Source organism: Pseudoalteromonas sp. SWN29 (genome assembly GCF_015864465.1).
GTDB lineage: Bacteria > Pseudomonadota > Gammaproteobacteria > Enterobacterales > Alteromonadaceae > Pseudoalteromonas.
The window spans coordinates 1-21,901 of the sequence record NZ_JADYXE010000042.1 but is presented as its reverse complement, the minus strand read 5'-3'; the positions used below and the strand labels follow the sequence as shown (position 1 = coordinate 21,901).

At 39.2% G+C, this 21,901-nt stretch carries 16 protein-coding genes and 1 rRNA gene; 6 read left to right on the top strand and 11 right to left on the bottom strand.

Annotated elements, in window-relative coordinates:
- Window positions 1–36: 36 nt before the first annotated feature.
- The 5 genes from I6F53_RS15315 to ilvG form a co-directional block, all read right to left on the bottom strand.
- Complete coding sequence (locus I6F53_RS15315) at window positions 37–1,020, bottom strand: ABC transporter substrate-binding protein (RefSeq protein WP_197240141.1); 984 nt, start codon at window positions 1,018–1,020, stop codon at window positions 37–39.
- Between the two features lie 148 nt (window positions 1,021–1,168).
- Window positions 1,169–2,722 carry a threonine ammonia-lyase, biosynthetic gene (ilvA, locus tag I6F53_RS15310; protein ID WP_197240139.1) on the bottom strand — a complete coding sequence of 518 codons (1,554 nt, stop codon included), beginning with the start codon at window positions 2,720–2,722 and terminating at the stop codon, window positions 1,169–1,171.
- Window positions 2,723–2,724: 2 nt separating this feature from the next.
- On the bottom strand, window positions 2,725–4,581 hold the full coding sequence (gene ilvD, locus I6F53_RS15305) for a dihydroxy-acid dehydratase (protein ID WP_166419891.1): 1,857 nt from the start codon (window positions 4,579–4,581) through the stop codon (window positions 2,725–2,727).
- A gap of 103 nt (window positions 4,582–4,684) precedes the next feature.
- Window positions 4,685–4,930: an acetolactate synthase 2 small subunit gene (ilvM, locus tag I6F53_RS15300; protein ID WP_165728087.1), complete on the bottom strand. Its 246-nt coding sequence runs from the start codon at window positions 4,928–4,930 to the stop codon at window positions 4,685–4,687.
- A complete protein-coding gene (ilvG, locus tag I6F53_RS15295) occupies window positions 4,927–6,576 on the bottom strand; it encodes an acetolactate synthase 2 catalytic subunit (protein WP_165728086.1) in 1,650 nt (549 codons plus the stop codon). The genes ilvM and ilvG overlap by 4 nt, the downstream gene beginning before the upstream one ends.
- Before the next feature lie 554 nt (window positions 6,577–7,130).
- Between ilvG and I6F53_RS15290 the strand changes: the two genes are divergently transcribed.
- From I6F53_RS15290 to I6F53_RS15265, 6 genes are all read left to right on the top strand, one after another.
- Complete coding sequence (locus I6F53_RS15290; protein WP_197181292.1) at window positions 7,131–8,801, top strand: phosphoethanolamine transferase; 1,671 nt, start codon at window positions 7,131–7,133, stop codon at window positions 8,799–8,801.
- Complete coding sequence (locus I6F53_RS15285; protein ID WP_197181291.1) at window positions 8,798–9,169, top strand: diacylglycerol kinase; 372 nt, start codon at window positions 8,798–8,800, stop codon at window positions 9,167–9,169. The genes I6F53_RS15290 and I6F53_RS15285 overlap by 4 nt, the downstream gene beginning before the upstream one ends.
- Complete coding sequence (locus I6F53_RS15280; RefSeq protein ID WP_166419889.1) at window positions 9,160–11,109, top strand: LTA synthase family protein; 1,950 nt, start codon at window positions 9,160–9,162, stop codon at window positions 11,107–11,109. The genes I6F53_RS15285 and I6F53_RS15280 overlap by 10 nt, the downstream gene beginning before the upstream one ends.
- Window positions 11,110–11,172: 63 nt before the next feature.
- Window positions 11,173–11,847, top strand: a complete 675-nt coding sequence (locus I6F53_RS15275; protein WP_197240138.1) for a response regulator transcription factor — start codon at window positions 11,173–11,175, stop codon at window positions 11,845–11,847.
- Window positions 11,828–13,264, top strand: coding sequence for a sensor histidine kinase (locus I6F53_RS15270; protein ID WP_197193067.1), 1,437 nt, complete (start codon window positions 11,828–11,830; stop codon window positions 13,262–13,264). The genes I6F53_RS15275 and I6F53_RS15270 overlap by 20 nt, the downstream gene beginning before the upstream one ends.
- A gap of 48 nt (window positions 13,265–13,312) precedes the next feature.
- Window positions 13,313–14,191 (top strand): TraB/GumN family protein, encoded by an 879-nt coding sequence (locus I6F53_RS15265; RefSeq protein ID WP_197240136.1) that lies wholly within the window; start codon window positions 13,313–13,315, stop codon window positions 14,189–14,191.
- A gap of 47 nt (window positions 14,192–14,238) precedes the next feature.
- Here the strand turns inward: I6F53_RS15265 and I6F53_RS15260 are convergent, their stop codons facing one another.
- From I6F53_RS15260 to rrf, 6 genes are all read right to left on the bottom strand, one after another.
- Complete coding sequence (locus tag I6F53_RS15260) at window positions 14,239–15,648, bottom strand: ATP-binding cassette domain-containing protein (protein ID WP_197240134.1); 1,410 nt, start codon at window positions 15,646–15,648, stop codon at window positions 14,239–14,241.
- A 76-nt stretch (window positions 15,649–15,724) separates the two neighbouring features.
- Window positions 15,725–17,455: a response regulator gene (locus I6F53_RS15255; protein WP_197240130.1), complete on the bottom strand. Its 1,731-nt coding sequence runs from the start codon at window positions 17,453–17,455 to the stop codon at window positions 15,725–15,727.
- 129 nt (window positions 17,456–17,584) lie between these two features.
- Window positions 17,585–19,918, bottom strand: coding sequence for a fatty acid cis/trans isomerase (locus tag I6F53_RS15250; RefSeq protein ID WP_197240128.1), 2,334 nt, complete (start codon window positions 19,916–19,918; stop codon window positions 17,585–17,587).
- Window positions 19,915–20,280 carry a hypothetical protein gene (locus tag I6F53_RS15245; RefSeq protein ID WP_166419883.1) on the bottom strand — a complete coding sequence of 122 codons (366 nt, stop codon included), beginning with the start codon at window positions 20,278–20,280 and terminating at the stop codon, window positions 19,915–19,917. Before I6F53_RS15245 ends, I6F53_RS15250 begins: the two co-directional genes overlap by 4 nt.
- A 134-nt stretch (window positions 20,281–20,414) precedes the next feature.
- A complete protein-coding gene (locus I6F53_RS15240; RefSeq protein ID WP_197240126.1) occupies window positions 20,415–21,224 on the bottom strand; it encodes a VOC family protein in 810 nt (269 codons plus the stop codon).
- Window positions 21,225–21,594: 370 nt separating this feature from the next.
- Window positions 21,595–21,709, bottom strand: a 5S ribosomal RNA gene (rrf, locus tag I6F53_RS15235).
- Window positions 21,710–21,901 lie beyond the last annotated feature (192 nt).

Here is a 21,901-nt window from a genome sequence, read left to right as displayed (position 1 = left end):
TTAATTATATCAGCTCAGTGAGATCTCACTAAACAGTTAATTTTTACTAAAAATCAGCCTCAAATACAAAGGGATTGAAATAATACTCACCAAAATAGCCGCTATAAGCATCCACGATAATTGCATTTTTTCAGGCTCTTGGTATTTATAAATAAAATGAGATTTCACTTCGTCAAATTCGTTTTGCTGTATGCCATATAAGTCAGCAATTAAGCGCCACTTTGCTATCGACATATGCCCTAAACTGGTGGTAGGTGGCGTTATATAATCCCTTAGTACTTCGGCCTCAAAGGCGAGCTGATGAAAGCTTTTACTCGGTGCGTATATTTTCTGGGTGACTGCAATGGCTTCATCCATATTCATCATTGCATAGCGCCAGCCTTTTAGACTCGCTTGGTAGAATTTTTCGACCGTTTGCGGATTTTTTTTAAGCATACTTTCGCTGGTAAATAAAATATCTCCATATACATCCATACCATAACGCTGTGGGCATATAAGCCGATGAGCGATGCCTTGCTGAGTCATATAATAAGGCTCTGTAGTAACATAAACTTGCATAGCATCTAGCTTGTTTTCAATCCAAGCTTGGCCTGGATTTTCGCCGTCGTAAACTTTAAGATTATCCACTTCTACACCACTGCGTTTAAGCATAATAAGTAGCTCGGTGCCGTCATTTTTGCTCACAGCAGTGATGCGTTTATTTACAAAATCTCGTGGATGAAAAATATCAGACGTGTCTTTTACCATCCAGCAATAAGGAGAAAACTGCAGTAAAGCTGCCATTGCAACAAAGGGCTGACCATCAATACGTTGCTGTAAAATACCAGAATGTCCTACACCAAATTGCGCTTCGCCACGAGCGACAGGACCAAAGGTGTCAGGTTTCATTGGATTAGCTTGTTTAATGGTTACATCGAGGCCAACTTCATTATAAAAGCCTTTTTGCTTTGCCATATAGTAACCGGCAAACTGAAACTGATGTGTCCATTTTAGCTGTAATGTGACTGATTCTTGCGCCATTATATGGCTACAAAAAAAGCACAATCCAATGATTAATCCTTTAAATAGCAACTAGGTGACCTCAAAAAGTGTGACGATTACCTGTAACTATATGTAAAACGTGTGATAAAGCAAGCACCCTAGTTAGGTGCCTGCCTTTAAAGAAAGGTTATACTGAGGCTCGTTTTTCGACTTTTTCTGCTTGCGATTTTGATGTTAAAAATTGGGTAAAACACGGATTTTGTGTTTCATCCTGTACACTGTAACCTAAGCGATTTAAATGCTCGTTAAACATTTCATACTGACTCGGCTCAATAGCAAAACCTGCTAGTACATTCCCCATTGACCCACCGTGATTACGATAATGAAATAAGGTAATGTTCCAATTACTGCCTAAAGTATCTAAAAATCGCGCAAGTGCGCCCGGATATTCAGGAAATTCAAAACGCAGTAAACGTTCATGCAATTGCTCTGGTGCTTTTCCGCCAACCATATAACGCACATGTAATTTAGCGAGTTCGTTATCCGACAGATCGCAGAATTGATAGTCGTTGTTAGTTAAATCTTGTTTTAGCTCATTAAGCTCTTGCTCGCCTTGGCGCAGGGCAATACCTACAAATATTTGTGCTTCACCAGGCCCTGCATAACGGTAGTTAAATTCAGTAATAGCACGGCCACCTAAAGAAGCACAAAACTGTTTAAAACTGCCTTTTTCTTCTTTAATAGTAACGGCTAATAGCGCTTCGTTTTTTTCACCCAGCGCAGTGCGCTCTGCTACATAACGCAGGCGATCAAAGTTTAAATTAGCACCCGAAAGCACAGCCGCTAAATGCAACCCTTTTAACCCCGACTGCTGACTCCACTTTTTAAGCCCTGCCGTTGCAAGTGCACCTGAAGGCTCTGCAATTGCACGGGTAGATACAAAAATATCCTGCATGGCTGCACATATTTCATCGCTAGTTACTGTAACAACCTCATCGCAAAACTTTTGCGCTAAACGAAAGGTTTCGGTGCCAATAATTTTAACCGCTACGCCATCGGCAAAACTGCCAACGCGATCAAGCTCTACCGGTTTACCTGCTTTAAGCGCTGCTTGTAAGCATGCACTTTCGTCGGCTTCTACGCCAATTACTTTTATATCTGGACGCAGCGATTTAATATAAACCGCCATTCCCGCCAGTAAGCCGCCGCCGCCAACAGGAATAAACACAGCATCAAGCTCGTTTAATTGCTGCATTAGCTCGCGTGCTACAGTGCCTTGACCAACAATTACGTCAGGGTCATCAAACGGTGGAACAAATATGCCTTTTCGTTGCTCTGTAAGCTCAAGTGCATGTGCTTTTGCAGCATCAAAGTGATGCCCATGTAATACCACCTCTCCGCCAAGTGCACGCACTGCGCTGACTTTTATTTCAGGCGTTGTAACTGGCATTACAATAGTAGCTTGGTGCCCTAAGTGAGATGCACTTAATGCAACCCCTTGAGCATGATTACCGGCAGAAGCCGTAATAACCACCGAGCCTTTAGGTAATTTATTTAATTTGTTATACGCACCGCGTAATTTAAACGAGTACACGGGCTGTTGGTCTTCACGCTTTAACCAAACATGGTTACCTAGCTTTTTACTGAGTTCAGCCATTTCGCTGACCTCAGTAACTTTAGCCAAAGGCTCCATGTTTGCTTGAATGATAGCGCGAAAATAATCGAGCTCTTGAGAGACCATAATTAACTAAGCGCCTCCAATTTAGCTAAATCGCGCACTGCGCCTTTATCAGCACTCGTTGCAAGTAATGCATAAGCTTTTAAAGCAGACGACACATAGCGCTCACGATCAACTGGCTTGTACGCCATTTTTCCGCGTGCTAATTGCTTTTGCTTACGTGCCTCAAGTTCTTCATCGCTTAGCGCTAATGTGATTTCACGTGTTGCGATATCAATAATAATTTTATCGCCATTTTCAACATAAGCAATTGCGCCACCACTTGCTGCCTCTGGTGACACGTGGCCAATTGATAAACCCGAAGTACCACCCGAAAAGCGACCATCAGTAATAAGCGCACATTGTTCAGCTAGGCCTTTTGATTTTAAATAACTTGTTGGATAAAGCATCTCTTGCATACCTGGGCCGCCTCTAGGGCCTTCATAACGAATAACAACAACATCGCCGGCTTTTACTTCGTTATTTAAAATCCCTTCTACTGAATCATCTTGTGATTCGTATACAATGGCGGTGCCTTCAAAATGTAGCATTTCGTCAACTACGCCAGCACTTTTAACAACGCAACCATCAACGGCTAAGTTACCCGAAAGTACAGCTAAGCCACCGTCTTGGCGAAAAGCATGTTCAACGCTTCGAATACAACCATTGACGCGGTCATTATCGCCTTCATCCCAACGACACTCTTGGCTCATGGCTTTAGTAGTACGAATACCCGCAGGACCCGCACGATAAAACTTGCGCGCTACTTCGTTAGTCGGGTCTGTTGCATCCCATTTTTTAACAAGCTCAGCCATTGTTGATCCAGCGACGTGATTCACTGACATATCAACCAAGCCCGCTTTACCAAGCTCGCGTACAACTGCCATCATGCCACCAGCACGGTGTACATCTTCAATATGGTACTCTGGTGTTGCCGGCGCCACTTTACATAAAAACGGTGTTTTACGAGAAAGCGCATCAATGTGCGACATATCAAAATCAACGCCTGCCTCTTGGGCTGCTGCAAGTAAATGTAATACGGTATTTGATGAGCCGCCCATTGCAATATCAACAACCATTGCATTCATAAAAGCTGTTTTGTTAGCAATAGCGCGTGGTAATACTTCTTGATTATCTTTTTGATAATACTCACGACATAAATCAACAATACGAGCACCCGCTTCAACATAAAGCTGTTTACGGTCTTTATGAGTGGCAAGCGTTGTGCCGTTACCCGGCAGTGCTAAACCTATTGCCTCTAACAAACAATTCATTGAGTTTGCCGTAAACATACCTGAGCACGAACCACATGTAGGACACGCAGAACGCTCTACTTGCTCTGAATCTGCATCACTTACCGATTCATCTGCGCCTTTAACCATGGCATCAACTAAATCAAGTTTAATGTCGATGTTAGCAAGTTTAGTTTTACCCGCTTCCATTGGACCGCCCGATACAAATATTACCGGTATGTTTAAACGTAGCGCTGCAAGCATCATCCCTGGGGTGATTTTGTCGCAGTTTGAAATACAGATCATCGCATCAGCACAATGGCCATTTACCATGTACTCAACCGAGTCAGCAATTAAATCGCGCGAAGGCAATGAATAAAGCATGCCGCCGTGACCCATTGCAATCCCATCATCAATCGCAATGGTATTAAATTCTTTAGGAACGCCACCAGCCTGTTTAATAGTCTCACCCATAAGCTCACTAAGCTGGTTAAGGTGTACATGCCCAGGTACAAATTGTGTAAACGAGTTAACTACGGCAATAATCGGTTTACCAAAATCAGAGTCTGTCATACCTGTTGCGCGCCATAATGCTCTTGCGCCTGCGCGTTTACGTCCTTCAGTTGTTGTTGCACTTCTTAATTTAGCCATAGTTACCTCAGTGTTTGCCGCAATATAAGCGGGCATTCCTCATTCTAAAATTGGTGAATAACCGAGTGACTCAGTTACTCGTAAATTATTTTTTAATTCGTAATTACACAGCCTGTTGGTGCTGTAAATTTTGTAAAGTGACTTCTTTAACATCCACCAGCTTATTTAGCTGACTAGTTAATAGGTGAATAGGTTTATCACTATCTACCGTCATGGCTACGTTATATAAACCATCATCTATATTGAGCTGAAAATGCGTTAGGTTAAAACCACGATGACGCACCACTCGTAAAAAGCGCTCTACCGCTATACTTTGGCTTTTTAATGCAATAGTTAGGCTATGTTTCATTTTGCTTTCTCCGTCATCATTTCGTCGTTAGCAGCCCCAGGTGGTACAAGTGGCCAAACATTTTCTTTATCATCAATACAGGCATGTACTATGTACGGACCTTTGCTGTTAACTAATGCTGTAATAGCATCATCAACTTGGTTAGCGTGGGTAATTGTTTGCCCAGGAATACCAAACACTGCAGCTAGTTGAACAAAGTCAGGGTTATCTGAAAGGTTAGTTTCAGAGTAGCGCCCTTCAAAAAACAGCTCTTGCCATTGGCGAACCATACCTAAACGCTGGTTATCTAATATTAGTATTTTTACTGGTAAATTGTTACGGCGAATAGTGGCAAGCTCTTGAATATTCATCATGATTGAGCCATCACCCGACACGGTAATTACAAAGTCATCTGGGCGTGCTACTTGTGCGCCAATAGCAGCCGGTAAACCAAAGCCCATTGTGCCTGCGCCACCACTACTTAAATGATTACTCGGATGACTAAATTTCATATGCTGCGCGACCCACATTTGGTGCTGGCCAACATCACAGCACACAACGCCAGTTTTTGGCATACGCTCACTAAGCTGACTAAGTAAATAAGGTGCATAAACCTTCTCACCAGGGTAGTCGTAACGCCACGCGTGCTTAATATTCATTTCTTTATTTGTGTCACACCAAGCTTTAGGTGTTACAAAGCACTCAAGCGCTGGTAAAGAGGTTTTTAAATCAGCAATTAATGAGGCTTTAGCAGGTTTTCGCTTACCGACTTCAGCGGCATCTATATCTAAATGGATTACTTTGGCTTTAGCTGCAAATTTAGCTAAGTTACCCGTTACGCGGTCATCAAAGCGCGCCCCTATACATACAAGCACATCACATTCTTGCACAGCAATATTAGCCGCTTGAGTACCATGCATACCTAGCATACCTAAGTAATGTTCGTAATCTGGTAGTACACTGCCCAATGCTTTAAGTGTTGATACAGCCGGCATTTGCGTTTTATTTAAAAACTGCATTAGCTCGTCTTGCGCATCAGCGGCTTGTACACCACCGCCTACGTACGCTACAGGCTGTTTTGCTTCACTAAGTAATTGATTAGCAATAGCAACTTGATTTAAATCTAATTGTGGTAAGTATTCATCAGCTGCAAGCCAAGGTTTAAAAGGTACTTGCGCCATTTGAATATCTTTTGGGATATCGACAAGTACAGGACCCGGTCGGCCACTTTGCGCTAAATGAATTGCTTCTTGTAGTATCTCTGCTAAGTCTTCAGCTCGTTCAACCATGTAGCTGTGCTTAGTACACGAAAGCGACATACCTAGTACATCTATTTCTTGAAATGCATCTGAACCAATGGCTGCAGTAGGCACTTGGCCGGTGATCGCCAATAATGGCACTGAGTCCATCATCGCATCAGCAAGGGCAGTGATTAAGTTAGTTGCGCCAGGGCCCGATGTTGCAAAACACACACCTAATTTACGCGTGCTGCGAGCATAACCAACAGCTGCAAACCCTGCACCTTGCTCATGACGAGTAAGGTAGTGTTTGACTGGCGCGCCATACAGCGCATCGTAAATTGGCATAATAGCTCCGCCTGGGTAGCCAAATACTTCATTTACGCCGTGTTTGGCCAATAAGTCGATTGTTAGTTCTGCGCCTGTCATTAATAAAACCCTCATTCCTCAGTGACAACCCAATTACATTTTTACGCTTAAAACTTTAGGCTTAAAACTAAAAAGCCCTCCGAACGGTTAGGTGCGGAGGGCTTTTTTAATGCTTAAGTTTTTAAAGCACTACGAAGCCCTCGCGGGAATAATCACCACGATAATAATCAGGACTAGGTTAAGTGCATTTGTAAGCATGTAATTAATACCAAATTTTGTTCAATTATCGCGAAGGTTATTCCTTCGCTCTCTTTTTATATTAGTACCGCGCTAGGCCCTTTAAGTCAACACCAAAGTTAATCTAACAAAAAGACTAAAAGGCAATTTATCAGGTTTTAAAATTCATTATACAAGCTGGTAGTGGTTTTTTTATGCTCTAATTTTATTCTCAGAAATTCACTATTCTTATATACCTTATTTAAGGTTTGATTAATTTTTAAGAATATTTTGATAAATAAAATTATTTATCACCTTCAGGTAATGCGTAGGTTCTCTTAAGCGACTCTTAAGTGTTGTTACATAGCATGGCGTTGTTATTTTAAACGAGCCTAAATATGAACGTAACTAGCCAAACACCAACACAAAAAAAGCCAAATCGTAGTAAACGGTTTTACATTCACTGTAGTGCAAACGCCTTTGTAGTGATGATTGCCTGTTATTACTGCTTAGTTATAAACATTCCTTTTATTCAAGGTTCGTTTAGTGCCATCACCTCCCTTGCTTCTTTTTCGTGGCTGTTTTTACTTTCAGTGCCTCTGCTTTTGCTATGCCTTTTAATTATTTTCTTTTCGATAGTGTCGGTTAGGTGGTTACTAAAGCCACTTAATTACCTTTTACTGATAATTTCTAGCGCCGTGCTTTACGGCTCATTAAATTACGGCGTCGTGTTTGACTATTCAATGATTCAAAACACATTCGAAACGGATTCAAGCGAAGCGCTGAGCTATTTAAATCCACAGCTCATAGGCTTTTTACTGCTATTTTGTGCGCTACCTGTTTTTATATTAAGCAAAGTGAAAATACACTTTACTCGCCCCCATCAAGAAGCGATTAGCCGTATAAAACTTATTGTAGCGTGCTGCTCATTAATTGTTTTAGTGGTCGTGAACTTTTACGCCGACTACGCAGCTACTGGCCGTAATAACCGCATTTTGAAAAAAGAAATTATCCCATTTCAGTATCTCTCTAGCGGTTATAAATATATGCGCGATCAGCTGCTGTACACCAATATAAAGTTTAAAAATATAGATGCAACACCCACTCTTATTGCGCCTAACACCACCAGCGTAACCGTTATGGTTGTTGGCGAAACCGCACGAGCAGAAAACTTTGCTTATCAAGGTTATAAACGCAGCACCAACCCTTATACACAAAAGCATAATGTAACGTATTTTAATAATGTCGCCTCGTGCGGTACGGCAACAGCTGTATCTGTGCCGTGTATGTTTTCATTGCAAACACAAGATAACTTTGATCGATTAGCAGCCGACAACCAACAAAACCTGATTGACCTAGCACAACAAGCTGGCAGCGATGTGCTGTGGGTTGATAATAACAGCGGCTGTAAAAACGTATGCACCCGTGTTGTTAACATTGATATCCCGCCCAACCCATCAGCGCTTTGCGATGGAAAATATTGTTTTGATGAAGCACTTATTGCTCCACTTAAACGCAAACTCGCTAATTTAAGCCAAGCTAATACCGTTATCGTCCTACATATGATGGGCTCACACGGACCAACCTACTTTAAGCGCTACCCAGAAAAGTTTAAGCAATTTACGCCCACGTGCGACAGAAGCGACATTCAAAACTGCTCTCTCGATGAATTAGTTAATACCTACGACAATACAATTGCGTACAGCGACTTTGTTAACGCCCAAGTAATTGATCAATTAAAAATGCTGCCAAACAACATAGATAAGCAATTTTTATATGTCTCTGACCATGGTGAATCACTTGGCGAAGCCGGTGCGTATTTACATGGTTTTCCGTATAGCTTTGCACCTAGCACACAAACACACGTCCCCCTTTATATGTGGGCTGATGAGCATAATCAGCGTATTACCAATACCTGCTTAGCTAATTTAGACACCACTGCTGCACGCTCACACAACAATATTTTTCACACCCTTTTAAATTTAATTGGCATTAAAAGCAAAACGTATCAGGCATCGCTCGATTTACTTGCTAGCTGTCAAACAACATCAAGCGAAATACAACTATGAGTAATAAAACCGTTATAAAACGCCAAGGCTTAATGCGCCTTATTTTTACCTTAAGCCATTCTTTTAACGGCTTAAAATGGATGAGCCGATTTGAAGCCGCGTTTCAACAAGAGCTAGTACTGTTTTCGTTACTCGGTGTGTTTGTGTGGCTACAAGAAATTGCACTAAGCGATAAATTACTTCTTATAGCCAGCCTGCTTTTTGTATTGTTTGCTGAACTGGTAAATACAGCCGTTGAGGTTGTAGTTGATAGGATTGGCAGCGAATACCATGAGCTTTCGGGTCTTGCTAAAGATATTGCCTCAGCCAGTGTGTTTATAGCCATGCTAATTACTGCTCTTATTTGGTGGGCTGTATTATGGGCTTAACACTTAAAAGTAATAATTTTACAGTCAAGCAAGCACTTGGTCCTGTTTGGATTTTTGTTGTATTTACTATTTTGGCACTGAGTTTTTTAACACTTGCCCGCTTTGGTTTGAGTGTTTGGCAAGGTGAGCGTGTATTTGGATCGCATGCGTGGTTGTCTATATTTATAGGTGGTTTAAGGGTAGATATAGCCACTTTAAGCTACATTATTATGCCCGCATTACTACTGACTTTAGTTATGCAAAGCATAGGGTGGCAAAATAAAGTACGCGGCCTAATTAAAATTTACTTAGTGGCTATGTCGGCTTTACTTGTTTTTTTTGAAGTGATTACACCTACATTTATAAACGAATACGATTTACGCCCTAACCGCTTATTTATAGAGTATTTAATTTACCCTAAAGAAGTCTCAAAAATGATTTTTTCGGGCTATAAGTTAGAGGTACTTATTGCTTTTATAGCACTTATTTTAAGCTGTAAATTTGCAAGTAAAGTATTTAGCAATCAATGGCAAAGCAAGTCATCACTAACGAGACTAAACCAATCAATTTTAGCGCTTGTTTTAGTGTGCTTAACTATTTTAGGCGCGCGTAATTCATTAGGGCACAGGCCGCTAAACCCCGCTATGGTCTCGTTCTCTACTGATCACTTACTTAACGATTTAACCCTTAACTCACTTTATAGCGTCGCGTTTGCGGTAAAACAACTCTCTAACGAGCAATCAAGCCAAGAGTATTATGGCAAAATGCCTACCGATGAATTGCTTAGTATTGTACGCAGTAACATGCAAAATACGCAGGCCAAATTTAGCGACTCAGCTGCCCCAACAAATACGTTCCATGAAGCAAGCAATACAGGTAAGCCAAAAAACCTAGTCATTATTTTACAAGAAAGTTTAGGCGCTCGTTACGTAGGCACACTGGGCGGTTTACCGCTTACACCTAATATCGACGCCCTTTATAAACAAGGCTGGGGATTTGATAATTTATATGCAACAGGCACACGCTCGGTACGTGGAATTGAGGCTGTAATTACAGGATTTACACCCACACCATCGCGTGCGGTTGTTAAGCTTGATAAATCACAACGTGACTTTTTTACTATTGCTGACTTTTTAGCGAAGAAAAATTACAACACACAATTTATTTATGGTGGCGAAAGCCACTTTGATAACATGCGCAGCTTCTTTTTAGGTAATGGCTTTAAAGATATTGTAGATACTAATAACTTTAATAAAATAGATTTTAATGGCTCGTGGGGCGCATCAGACGAAGACTTATACGACCAAGCAGATCTCGAACTCACTAAACTTAAACAACAGAATAAACCATTTTTGAGCCTTATATTTTCAAGCTCTAATCACAGCCCATATGACTTTCCAGACGATAAAATAACGCTGTACGACAAGCAAAAGCAAACCCGAAATAATGCTGCAAAGTATGCCGATTACGCACTAGGTAAGTTTATCGAAAAAGCTAAAAAATCGAGCTACTGGGACGACACTGTATTTATAGTTATTGCAGATCACGATTCACGCGTATCGGGCTCGAGCTTAGTTCCTGTTGATCACTTTAAAATTCCCGCCGTTATTTTTGGTAAAGGCATTCCCCATAAACGCGATGACCAGCTAGCCAGCCAACTCGATATTCCCGTGACTTTACTGTCTTTAATTGGTGCAAGTGGCAAGCACCCTATGATAGGCCATGATTTATCAAAGCCAATTAGCAACAATAAACAACGCGCCATGATGCAATACGACAAAAACTTTGCCTATATGCACGGTAATAAAGTGGTGGTGTTGCAACCACAAAAACCAGCAACCACCTATACGTATAGTAATAATCAGCTTGTACCATGTGAAAACGATGAGCAACTGATTAAAAAAGCTCTCGCCCACGCGAACTTAGGTAACTTAGCTTATACAAACGGTTGGTATCATTAACCAAGTGACTTGATAATAAAGCCTTGTTAAAGTAACAAGGCTATTTTTATAAACCGAGTAAACATGAAAATCCTCGTTATTGAAGACTCCGAAGCACTAAGACGCAGCTTGCAAGTTGGCCTTAGCAACCTTGGCTTTACCGTAGATGAAACCGGTGATGGCTCACAAGGTTTAAGCATGGCACTGACTGGAAACTACGACCTCCTCGTACTTGATTTAATGCTGCCGAGTGTTGATGGCATGAGTATTTTACAAGCACTACGTAGCAGTAATAGCCAAAGCCGTGTGCTTATTTTATCTGCACGAAGTGAACCTCAAGATAAAATTAACGGCCTTATGAAAGGCGCTGACGACTATTTAACTAAGCCATTTTCGTTTGAAGAACTCCATGCTCGTGTCCTTGCATTGCTTCGCCGTGGTTCACTGCAAAACCAACAAAATACACTGACCGTAGGCGACTGCGTATTAGATCTCTCGCTTAAAACGCTTCATTACAAGCAACATGCCATTGAGCTCACGCGTAATGAATATAAAATAATAGAATGCTTATTTAATACTCCTGAGCGGGTGTTAGGACTAGAGTTTATAAGTGAAGCAGTAGTAGGTCAGTTCGATATGCTCTCTAAAAATGCGCTTGAAGCACACATATCTACTATACGAAAAAAAGTAAGACAGTTTGATGGCGAGCTCCCTATAAAAAACAAACGTGGATTTGGTTATGTCGCAACAACAAAATAAAAGTCACTCAATAAAACGTAAACTGGTTAATAATATTAGCGCGGTACTTTCGGTGATTTTATTCACCATATTTTTAACCGTTGATTTAAGTGTGGATACTTGGGTGGAAGATCAGTTCAATCAGTCTTTAACTAACAAAGCTAACTACTTAAAAACCTTAGTTGAAGATGACAACAACGTGGTTGAATTTGATTTTGCTGGTGAGTTTATGTCGGAGTATGAAGCAGCCGATGCCACGGAGTTTTACCAGTTATGGCATGGCCGTGATGTGTTTGAGCGCTCAGACTCATTAGAACTTTATAAAAATGCTAACCTGCCTTTTTTAGAAATGCCGATAAACGAATCTAAAATTATAGATTACGAGCTTCCTAACGGGCGTGATGGCCGCGCACTTATAAGTCACTTTGTAGCCCAAAAAGATGATAAAAATCCCACTCATTCTGCTGTTTTTAATACCATGACTCTTGCGATTGCTGCGCCGACAGCGGAACTTAATAAAGTACTTATTATTATTGATGTGGTCTTTATTTTAACCTGTGTGCTTGGTGTGTTTGGTGTGCGCTATTTAGTGACGCGTATTGTAAATAAAGGCCTGCACCCGCTACACAATTTAAACGACCAAATTAAGTTACTCGATATTACCGGTGTTGCGCAAACAATAGAAAGCGACTTTAAAGTAGATGAAATAGAACCCATACGTAACGAGCTAAATAAGTTTATTACCGTTAATCAGCAACTCTATAGTAATGAAAAACGCCTAACAAGCGACATTGCACATGAGCTAAAAACCCCAATTGCTGAACTTATAAGCCTTTCAGAGGTAGCTATTCGTTATCCTGACGATAAACGTATTAGCGACACCTATACCAGTGATGTACTTAATATTTCACAGCGCATGAAAACAATTGTTAGCAACCTATTATTATTGCAGCGCTCAAGTAGCAGTACAATGCAATTAAATGCACAAAATATCATTCTAAATAGCTTAGTAAATCAAATTGTTGATGAGCTGACCTTTAAGCACCCAAGTATTAAAGCGCGTTTAAATAATGTGATAAGTGACGAACTTACACTTAATGCTGACGAATTTAGTTTAAATACCATTTTGTGTAACTTAATCGATAACGCACTATTTTATGGACTCCCTGAGGCGCCAATTAAATTAACTGCGGTAAATAACAACACAAACATGACCATTTCTGTTAGCAACAAAGTAAATCAACCATTAAGTAATGAACAGCTAACCGCTATTTTTGACCCGCTCTATCAGCTAGATTCATCTAGAACTAATAACCAGCGCCACGGTTTAGGGTTATCTATTGTGCAGAGCTTATGCAACTTAAATGGCTTTACTATTACGGCCAGTAATACCGAAAACAATACGCTAACGTTTATATTAACGTTACCTCTGAAGTAAATTTAGGTTAGTATTTACATTACTAATTTTGAGATTTAAGGACAAACCATGAATGCTCTTATCCGTGTTAGCCACTTTTTTATTGTGGCGCTACTTATAACATTTAGCCTTAACAGCTATGCAGCTCCTGCCTTATATAAAATAGAAAAAAATGGCCTCAGCTCTTACTTATTTGGCACTGTACATGTTGGTGATGCCAGCATGAAAGGCTTACCTAAAAATGTAACCGAAGCAATTAGCGCAAGCAAAGAAGTGATTGTTGAGGTTGATATAAGCAAACTTACACCCCTTGAAATGCAGCAGCGTTCAATGCCATTTATGATGCTAGGCAACGGTAAAACATTGCAAACTGAGCTTTCAAAGCAAAACTATACCAAGCTAAAAGACTACTTTGCTAAAAAGTCGATTGATATTGCTATGTTTAATGGCTTAAAACCATGGGCTGTTATGGTGACTATGATGCAAATTGAATTTCAAAATGCAGGATATTCAGATAAAACAGGCATAGATAAACAAGTACTTGCTTACGCTAAAGAGCATAAAATAAAAATAGGTGAGCTTGAAACGCTAGAGCAACAACTACAGATGTTTGATGGCATGGCGCTACTTAGCAATGAAATGATTGAAGAAACATTTGAGCAGCTAAGCGATATTAATACTTACTTCATCAAACTAGTTAATGCTTGGAAAAACGGTGACATGGACACACTAACCGATTACTACAACATGAGTTTTGATGACAGTAACTACGGTGAAATTAGCGAGCAAGTAATGCTAACTAATCGCAATAATAACTGGGTTAAACAACTCACACCGCGTTTAGCAAACGAGCAACTATTTATTGCTGTGGGTGCGCTACATTTGCCTGAAAAACACGGGTTACTTAAACAGCTACGAGATAAAGGGTTTAGCGTTACTCGTCTTTAAAATAAAGAACATTTGAGCGAAGTATCGCTCAAATGTTCTCACCGCTTTTAATTAAAGTCTTCCATTTTTAAGTAGTTCTCTATTCCTTTAATTTTGTCTGCCGCATGATGATTTACATAAATCACAGTACTTGTATTGGCAGCACAAATTTTCTCTATTAGTAGCAGTACACGTTGCCTGTTTGCTTCATCTAATCCTAAGCAAGGTTCATCTAAAATAAGTAACGTTGGATGCTTTACCATAGCTCGTACAATTAACAGCATACGTTGATCGCCGTACGAAAGCTGGGTGAATGAGGTATTTTGCTTGTCACTTAAACCAATAAATGCCAGCCACTGTTGAGCAATATTAACTTGTGCGTCGCTCGGCTTTTGATATAAACCTATGCTGTCATAAAAACCAGATATAACAGTATTTAAAGCCGATATACTTACGCGGTAATCCATGTGTAGCGCGTTAGATATAAAACCAATATGCTGTTTTATATCCCAAATACTCTCCCCGGTTCCGCGTTTAAAACCAAATACTTCAATGTCGTTGTTATAACACTGTGGGTTATCACCTGTTATTAAATTTAATAGGCAGGTTTTACCTGAACCGTTCGCCCCACTAAGCTGCCAATGCTGATGCTTTTTTATAGTCCAATTAAGATTTTTGAATATGCTTACGTCACTATAACTAACTTTAGCATTACTCAATTTAACTAAGGTATTACCAGTGAATGCCTTTTGCTCTTGCTCGGCGTCAGGAGATGGCACATCTAATGAAGTATGTTCTAAATGGAGTAGTTTTAGTAAGTCACTTAATTGCTCACTACTTGGCTTTGCTAAAGTATGTAACAAGCTGCCTTGGTTTACATAACCATAGTGAGTAATGAATGAAGGGATTTCGTCTAGGCGGTTTAGTACAAAAACAAAAGTAACCGTGTGGCTAAGCGCTATCAGTATTTTATTAAGCTGCTGGCAAGATTGTACGTCGAGTCCATCAAATGGCTCATCAAGCACGACTAACTCGCTCTGGGAGCTGAGTGCTTTAATAAGTAGGAGTTTACGAGTTTCACCGGTTGAAAGATCTCTAAAATGCCTATTCAGTAATGAGCTAAATTTAAATAATTCTATTAGCTGCGCTAATAACTCACCACTATTACTATGCTTTGTAAAAATAAGGTCTTTAACGAGGCTATGCTTTTCATGCTCTAATTCTTGGGCCAGTAACTGTTTATGCGAATCAGAAGACACGAGCATAAGTTTATTTATACTACTTGTACGCTTACCACTTTCGCACTTAGCTTCGCCGACTAACGCCGCTGTTAATGCAGATTTACCGGCTCCATTAGCACCTAGAAGCAACCAATGTTCTCCTAGATTCACTTGCCAATCTAGGTTGCATATATCATAACGACTTTTGCCTTGCCCTTGTAAGTAACCATTAAATTGCTCAAGCGTAATTGACTGCACTAACTTTCCCTAATAGACCTTAAAACAGTAAATTAACGCATATTAAAAGTGCTTAGCAAGCTTGTTATCTGCAAAATTAATTTATTTCACTCACAACGCTAATACTATTTAATGCGTCTTTAATTGCTTGCTGACTTATTGGTTTATGAATATGAAGGTTAGCGCCGTATTTATAAGCTCGCTCTATATCATTTTGTGAGGTGTTTGCTGTTATAACAATAATTGGCATTACTTTATTAAGCTCTGATCGTATTTTTTTTATAGCCTCAAACCCATCCATTACTGGCATATTTAAGTCCATAAAAATAATATCATATTGATTTTCACTCACCATATCACACGCGACTTTTCCATTTTCTGCGCAATCATAGCTGAAACCTAATAAACTAAGTATGCGGGTTAATAACATGGTGTTTAATGGATTATCTTCAACGACTAAACACGTTAGCTTGTCGTTTACTTTAAAAGGTGTTGGGAGGGCTTTACTTATTGTCACTGGTAAATACAAAGACACCAAAGCACCATGGACTTCATTATTTTTAAAGGTAATTTCACCATGCAGTGCTTTTACAACGTATTGAACCCGGGTTAGGCCTGTTCTTAACCCTTGAAAGTGATTGGTTTGTTTAAATGAGTCAAATTCCAGATCAGTAATTTTCTTCGAAAAGCCACTGCCAGTGTCACTCACCGTTAGATGAAATTCATCATTAAAAAGCTTTGCAGAGACAGTAATTTCACCTTCTGTCGTAAACTTAATAGCGTTACTAATTAATTCTGTAAGTGTGTGCTGCAAACGTTGATGATCCAATTTACATACACAATTTAACGATTCATCTAAATAACTAACTAGTTTTAGGCCTTTTTGCTGACACGCATACTCGTAAGCTATTACTACTTTGTTACATGACTCTAAAAGGTTTTCATCTTTTAAATGCGGTATCCATTTACCTGCGCTTAAAGCCTGTAAGTCCTGTAGCTCATCTAATATAGCTATTAACCTAAGCGCACAATAATTAGCTTGGATTTTAACACTTTGCTGAGCATCAGAAACCTCCAGATCCTCAATAGACGTAATAAGCCCTTGCAAAGGTGTCCTAAATTCGTGACTTGCTCTAGCAATAAAGTGCTCTTTATTTTGGCTTGTTTGATGAACAAAATCTTTTTGTTTTTGTAGTTTTATAAGCGTATCTGAAACCTCTTTTTCCATTGGCATAAAAACAAATCTTAGCTCAACAAGTAGCAGCACCATTGCCAATAACCAACATAATATCTCTAGGTTGGCGACCCTGTTAATTTTTTTAACAGCTTGGGACTCAAATAAGCTAACCGCTTTATCAAGCTTAGCTAATAGCGTTTCAACATGCCCTATTGAAAAAAGAGACTGGTTTACCTCACCTTCTTGATACAAAAGCCTCTCAGTTTGTTCTACATATTCTAATACTGTGCTATCCAAGCCAGTAGTTGCACCAAAATATAAATCAACTAATGCTGAATCTAAATAAATGTATTCATCATCAGAATTTTTTGTTAATAGTGTTTGGTGGGATTTTTTAAATGTATTGAGAGATTTCTCAAGCGATTCTGTATGAAGTGGTGAATAATTACTAATGTTGAGTATGGCATTGCTATGCCACGCTATTTTTTGCGACAGCATTCTTTGCTTACCAGCAATATTAATAACTTTTGCATCATATTTTTGAACGGAAAAACTATATTGTAACAATAGAGCAGAACCACTGATTAAAAGAGCAATAGTCAATAACGCCCATCGATATCGCTTTCTAACACTTTTAATAATATCGAACATGCAAAAGCCTGTTTTTTATTTAAGTGTAGACTAATTTTATAAAACAAAAAATCAGTCAGAGTAATTATGTTTTTAAGTTAATAAGCAATAAAAAGCCCAGCAAAAGCTGGGCATATATAAAGGTAAGCGTTAACGATTCTCTAATCGATTATAGTCAAACATTCCATATTCTATTCCTCGATATTTTTTAGCCGTTTCGTGCAATATATCGCTGTATTGCCAAAACTGTGGGTGAGTACGACGAATACCATATTTACTTTTTAAAGCGCGGTAATCAGCTTCAATTTGCATCATTGGTAATTGCTCAGCAAAAGCATTTACTTGTTGCTCATTACTTAAATACCAAATGGCAGCAGGATAATCACCGATAAAGCCAGGAACGATTGTTGCTGTATCTTCATCATAAGCATGCTGGCCATCTTCGTTTAATAAACTAGATATATTATAGTGCGCATTATGGTGAATAATAGTGTAGCCCTTATGGCTATTATCTTCTTGCTTTACAAGTACAAAAGAAAGCTGAGGTAATAAGTTAACCGCTTTTGCTGGCATTTTACTTATTACATTTAACGGCTTTGGCACTTCAGTGTAGTTGTAGCGTTCACTTAAAACTGGCGCTAAGGTCTCTTTCATCAAGGTATACAGTTCATGTTGTGGATCATCAGTTTTATAATTGATACCACTTGGCTGACTAAACTCTCGATTATTTTTAAAGAATTTAGATAAGTCTGGTGGTGAATTACGATACCACTGCTTTTTAATTTGATTACGCTTTTCTTCTGGAAGTAACGATAAAAAGTTTTGCTCCCCTTCTAAACGTAAAAAATCCATGTATAGCCGTGTAACCATTTGATGGCCAATATTGCCATACACATCAAAGCCTGCCACGAGCAAATAGTGAATACGTTCAAATAACGCATAATCAAGTATCCACGTGGTTTTAGGCTCTTGACCGATAAAGCCTTTAACAACGGTTGCACTATCAAAGTGGCGGAAGATAGTTAGTGCCGCATTTTTATTATGCCCATCACCTTTCCAAAGTAAGTCGGTTGTAAGATGCTCACCACCTTTAAACATTTCGTTAGCAAGCTCAACTTTTGCCTGTAAATATTTTTTTTCACGAACTGAATACTTAACCCAGCTAGAAATAGGTAGGGCATTACTTTCCTCAGCGGCAGGAAGTTCTAAAGCTTCTTCATGCTGCATTAGCATTTCGCCTACAGCAGGCGTAGCAACTTTACTTGGATCAGCAAATGCCACCCAAAAATTATCATTAATTACATTTAACGCAATTTGACCACGACAAACAGGTCCTTTAATAAAGCCCATAATAATCAATTCAGCTTCATCTAGCATAAATTGGTATTTTGAATTAATAGGAATAACTTCAAAAGTTTTAAATGGGTTAGATGCCGATTCTGGTTTATAACTTGGCATTTGAGTAACAGTATAATCAGGAGCAATAAACTGCTCGTATAAGCGCAGTAATTTAGCTTCATTAAGCTCTAGCGGTAAATGCGTTTTAGATAATATTGTTGTGCGCTCTTGCATAAATCGGTAATAAACACGACTAACCTTAGGATCGTCATATGGACGACGCGTATTTATTAATTTTATTATTTCACCAGGAGGCGTACTCGAGCGAACTAGTTTAAAAAAACTTTGTGGGTTTTCTGACGTAAAATAAATATGTGCTAAAAACCAATGTTCATAAATATAACGTGCTGATAACTGATACTTTAAGTTATCTTGATTTAAAAATGCTTCCCAGCCCGTTATTTTATTCTGATCAAATTTACTTGGCGGCTTAATGTGTGACATTTTACCGCCATTTTTAAGCCACTCCTGTAAGTGATTAAACTCTTCACGCGAAACACCTGGTAAACCATAAGGCATGCCGCCATGAGGCTGATCATCTGCTAATCTATCAAACTCCCCCATTGTTGCACAGGTTTGTGAACGCCCTAACGAAAAATCAAATTCATCATCTAAAACTTCATTAACTGGTAATTCATAGCTTTGCTTTAATACCAAGCTGTTAAACAACACACTGCCCGCTAAGTTAGCCTCTTCACTTTGCATGCGTTCATTAAGCACTGGGGTAAAGTTTTTTTCTCGCCATTGCTTAGTATTTGTTGCATCAAACAATAAACGGCTTGGGGTTGTTGCCAATAAACGAGTGCCATCGTAAACAAGCTCTTTACTCAAACCGCGGTCAATACCTTCAGGGGATGACAGCTTAAGCTGACAAGGTGCGTCGTAACAACCGTGGCAAACAACACAGCGGGTATCGAGTACTGGTTTCACGTTTTGTAAAAAATCAGCGCCTGCACCTGTAGTATGAGGAACCATTCGCTCTTGTGCTTGTTCAGGTCCAAAAAGATCATCGTAGTGAGCATTTCCCAAATATGCACAACCACTTAAAATAATGAGAACTACAGCGCTTATTAATATTTTTCTCATTCGTCGTCCTCATCACCTAAATCAAAGGTAGGCATCATATCCATTTGTGGCGAAACAAACGTTTGCAGCTCTGAGGTATTAAGCACAACGCTTAAAAGTGGCCCATGAGTTAACGTTATTTGTGCATCATGCTCTTGCTCTAATACATTTGAGAATATAGAGTCAGAGATTAACAGCTGATAGTTACTTAAAGTAATAGCAATACTGCTATCTTCACTAGGGTTTTGGCAAATTTGGGCCAGCAACTCATCATTTAGAGAAATAGAAATTTCAAAATCAGGTTGCTCTAAATCTCTTTCATTTAATGTTTCATCAAGGAGAAATAAAGGGAGTGTTAAATTACTATCTTGTTCGATTTCCATTGTGCTCACAGTGCGACTAACTATTTAATTGTAATATTATAGCAAGAAAAATTGAACATTAATTCATAATGAACAGTCTAAGGCACTGGTTGAACCAATGCAGACTTTAAATTGTTTTTTATCTAAGCCTTTCCTTATTTACAATCTATAGGTGTATCATTCATCGTTGATTGAAGTACCGAAAATACAGCACCTTGTGGATCGCATATAACACTAAAGCGGCCAACATCGGGGATATCTGTGGCAGGGACACATATTTGCCCACCTAAACTAATTGCTTTACTTATTGCTGTATCGCAACTCTCTACTGCAAAATAAATCATCCAATGAGCAGGAATATCTTCAGGCCAGTCGCTTGTCATTTCAAGCATACCAGCAATAGGCTGCCCATCGACTAAAAATAAAGTGTAATCCATACCATCCATAGGCTTTATTTCACTTTCCCACCCTAGTAAAGCACAGTAAAAGTCCCGACTTACTTTGCTATCTCTGGTTGCTAATTCATGCCAATAAGGCGTATTTAACTCCCCTAAGTGCTTACAACCTTTATGCTCATTTCCTTGCCATAGTGCAACAGTTGCACCTACAGGATCTTTTAGCATCAACATTCGTCCTGCATTCATAACATCATGCGGACCTGCAATAATTTCAGCACCCAGTTCTTTCGCTTTTACAGCACAGTCATCTATATTATCGACTGCAATATAGGCCAACCAATTACTTGGTATCTCTGCACTAATTTGCTCTTCAGGCATTTCGTACATAGCGGCTATATCATCATCTTGCTTTTGTAGCATAGTGTAATATATATCCTCCCCAATAGGCTGATCGTCATATCCCCAATCAAATAATGAGGTATAAAACGCCTTACCCTCTTTCCAATTGTGCGTACAAAGTTCCGACCAACAAAAAATCCCATGTGGATGATTTTCAATTTTACTCATTATTAAGCCCTTATTATTCTAATTTTATTTAAACGAGCTCTGTCACATTTTATAAACTATATAATTGAACAGATCATAAATTGAGATTAGAGCAATAACTAATCAGAGTCGATAAATAAAGGTATTATTCTAAAGTTAGAAAAACGTATTTTAAAAAAGGGATATTGAGAATATGTTTTTATTATTTTATAGAGCTGAAATATTGAGGGGTTTTATTGTGATTTTATTGTATTTTAAGCGTCGGGAGTCGCTTCGCTCGCCCGACCTACGTGATGGGTATTGGATGAGAGTGCATTAATTGCGCACATTTCACTTTTCTGCAGACGTAAAAAAGCCCGAATCGTTAAATTCGGGCTTTCTACAATTTGAAGCCTGGTAATGTCCTACTTTCACATAGCAAATGCTACACTATCATCGGCGCTGTTTCGTTTCACTACTGAGTTCGGCATGGAGTCAGGTGGGTCCAAAACGCTATTGTCACCAAGCAAATTTGGGCGTTAATTCGTATTTCTACGCACTAACTGAATTTGGAAAATATCTGATAATATTTTTTAAGTCTTTCTAAGTAATATCTACTTTAGTTATATTAACTTCTTCGCGTGTTTCACTATCACATAAAACGCGTTTGGCGTTGTATGGTTAAGCCTCACGGGTAATTAGTACAAGTTAGCTTAATG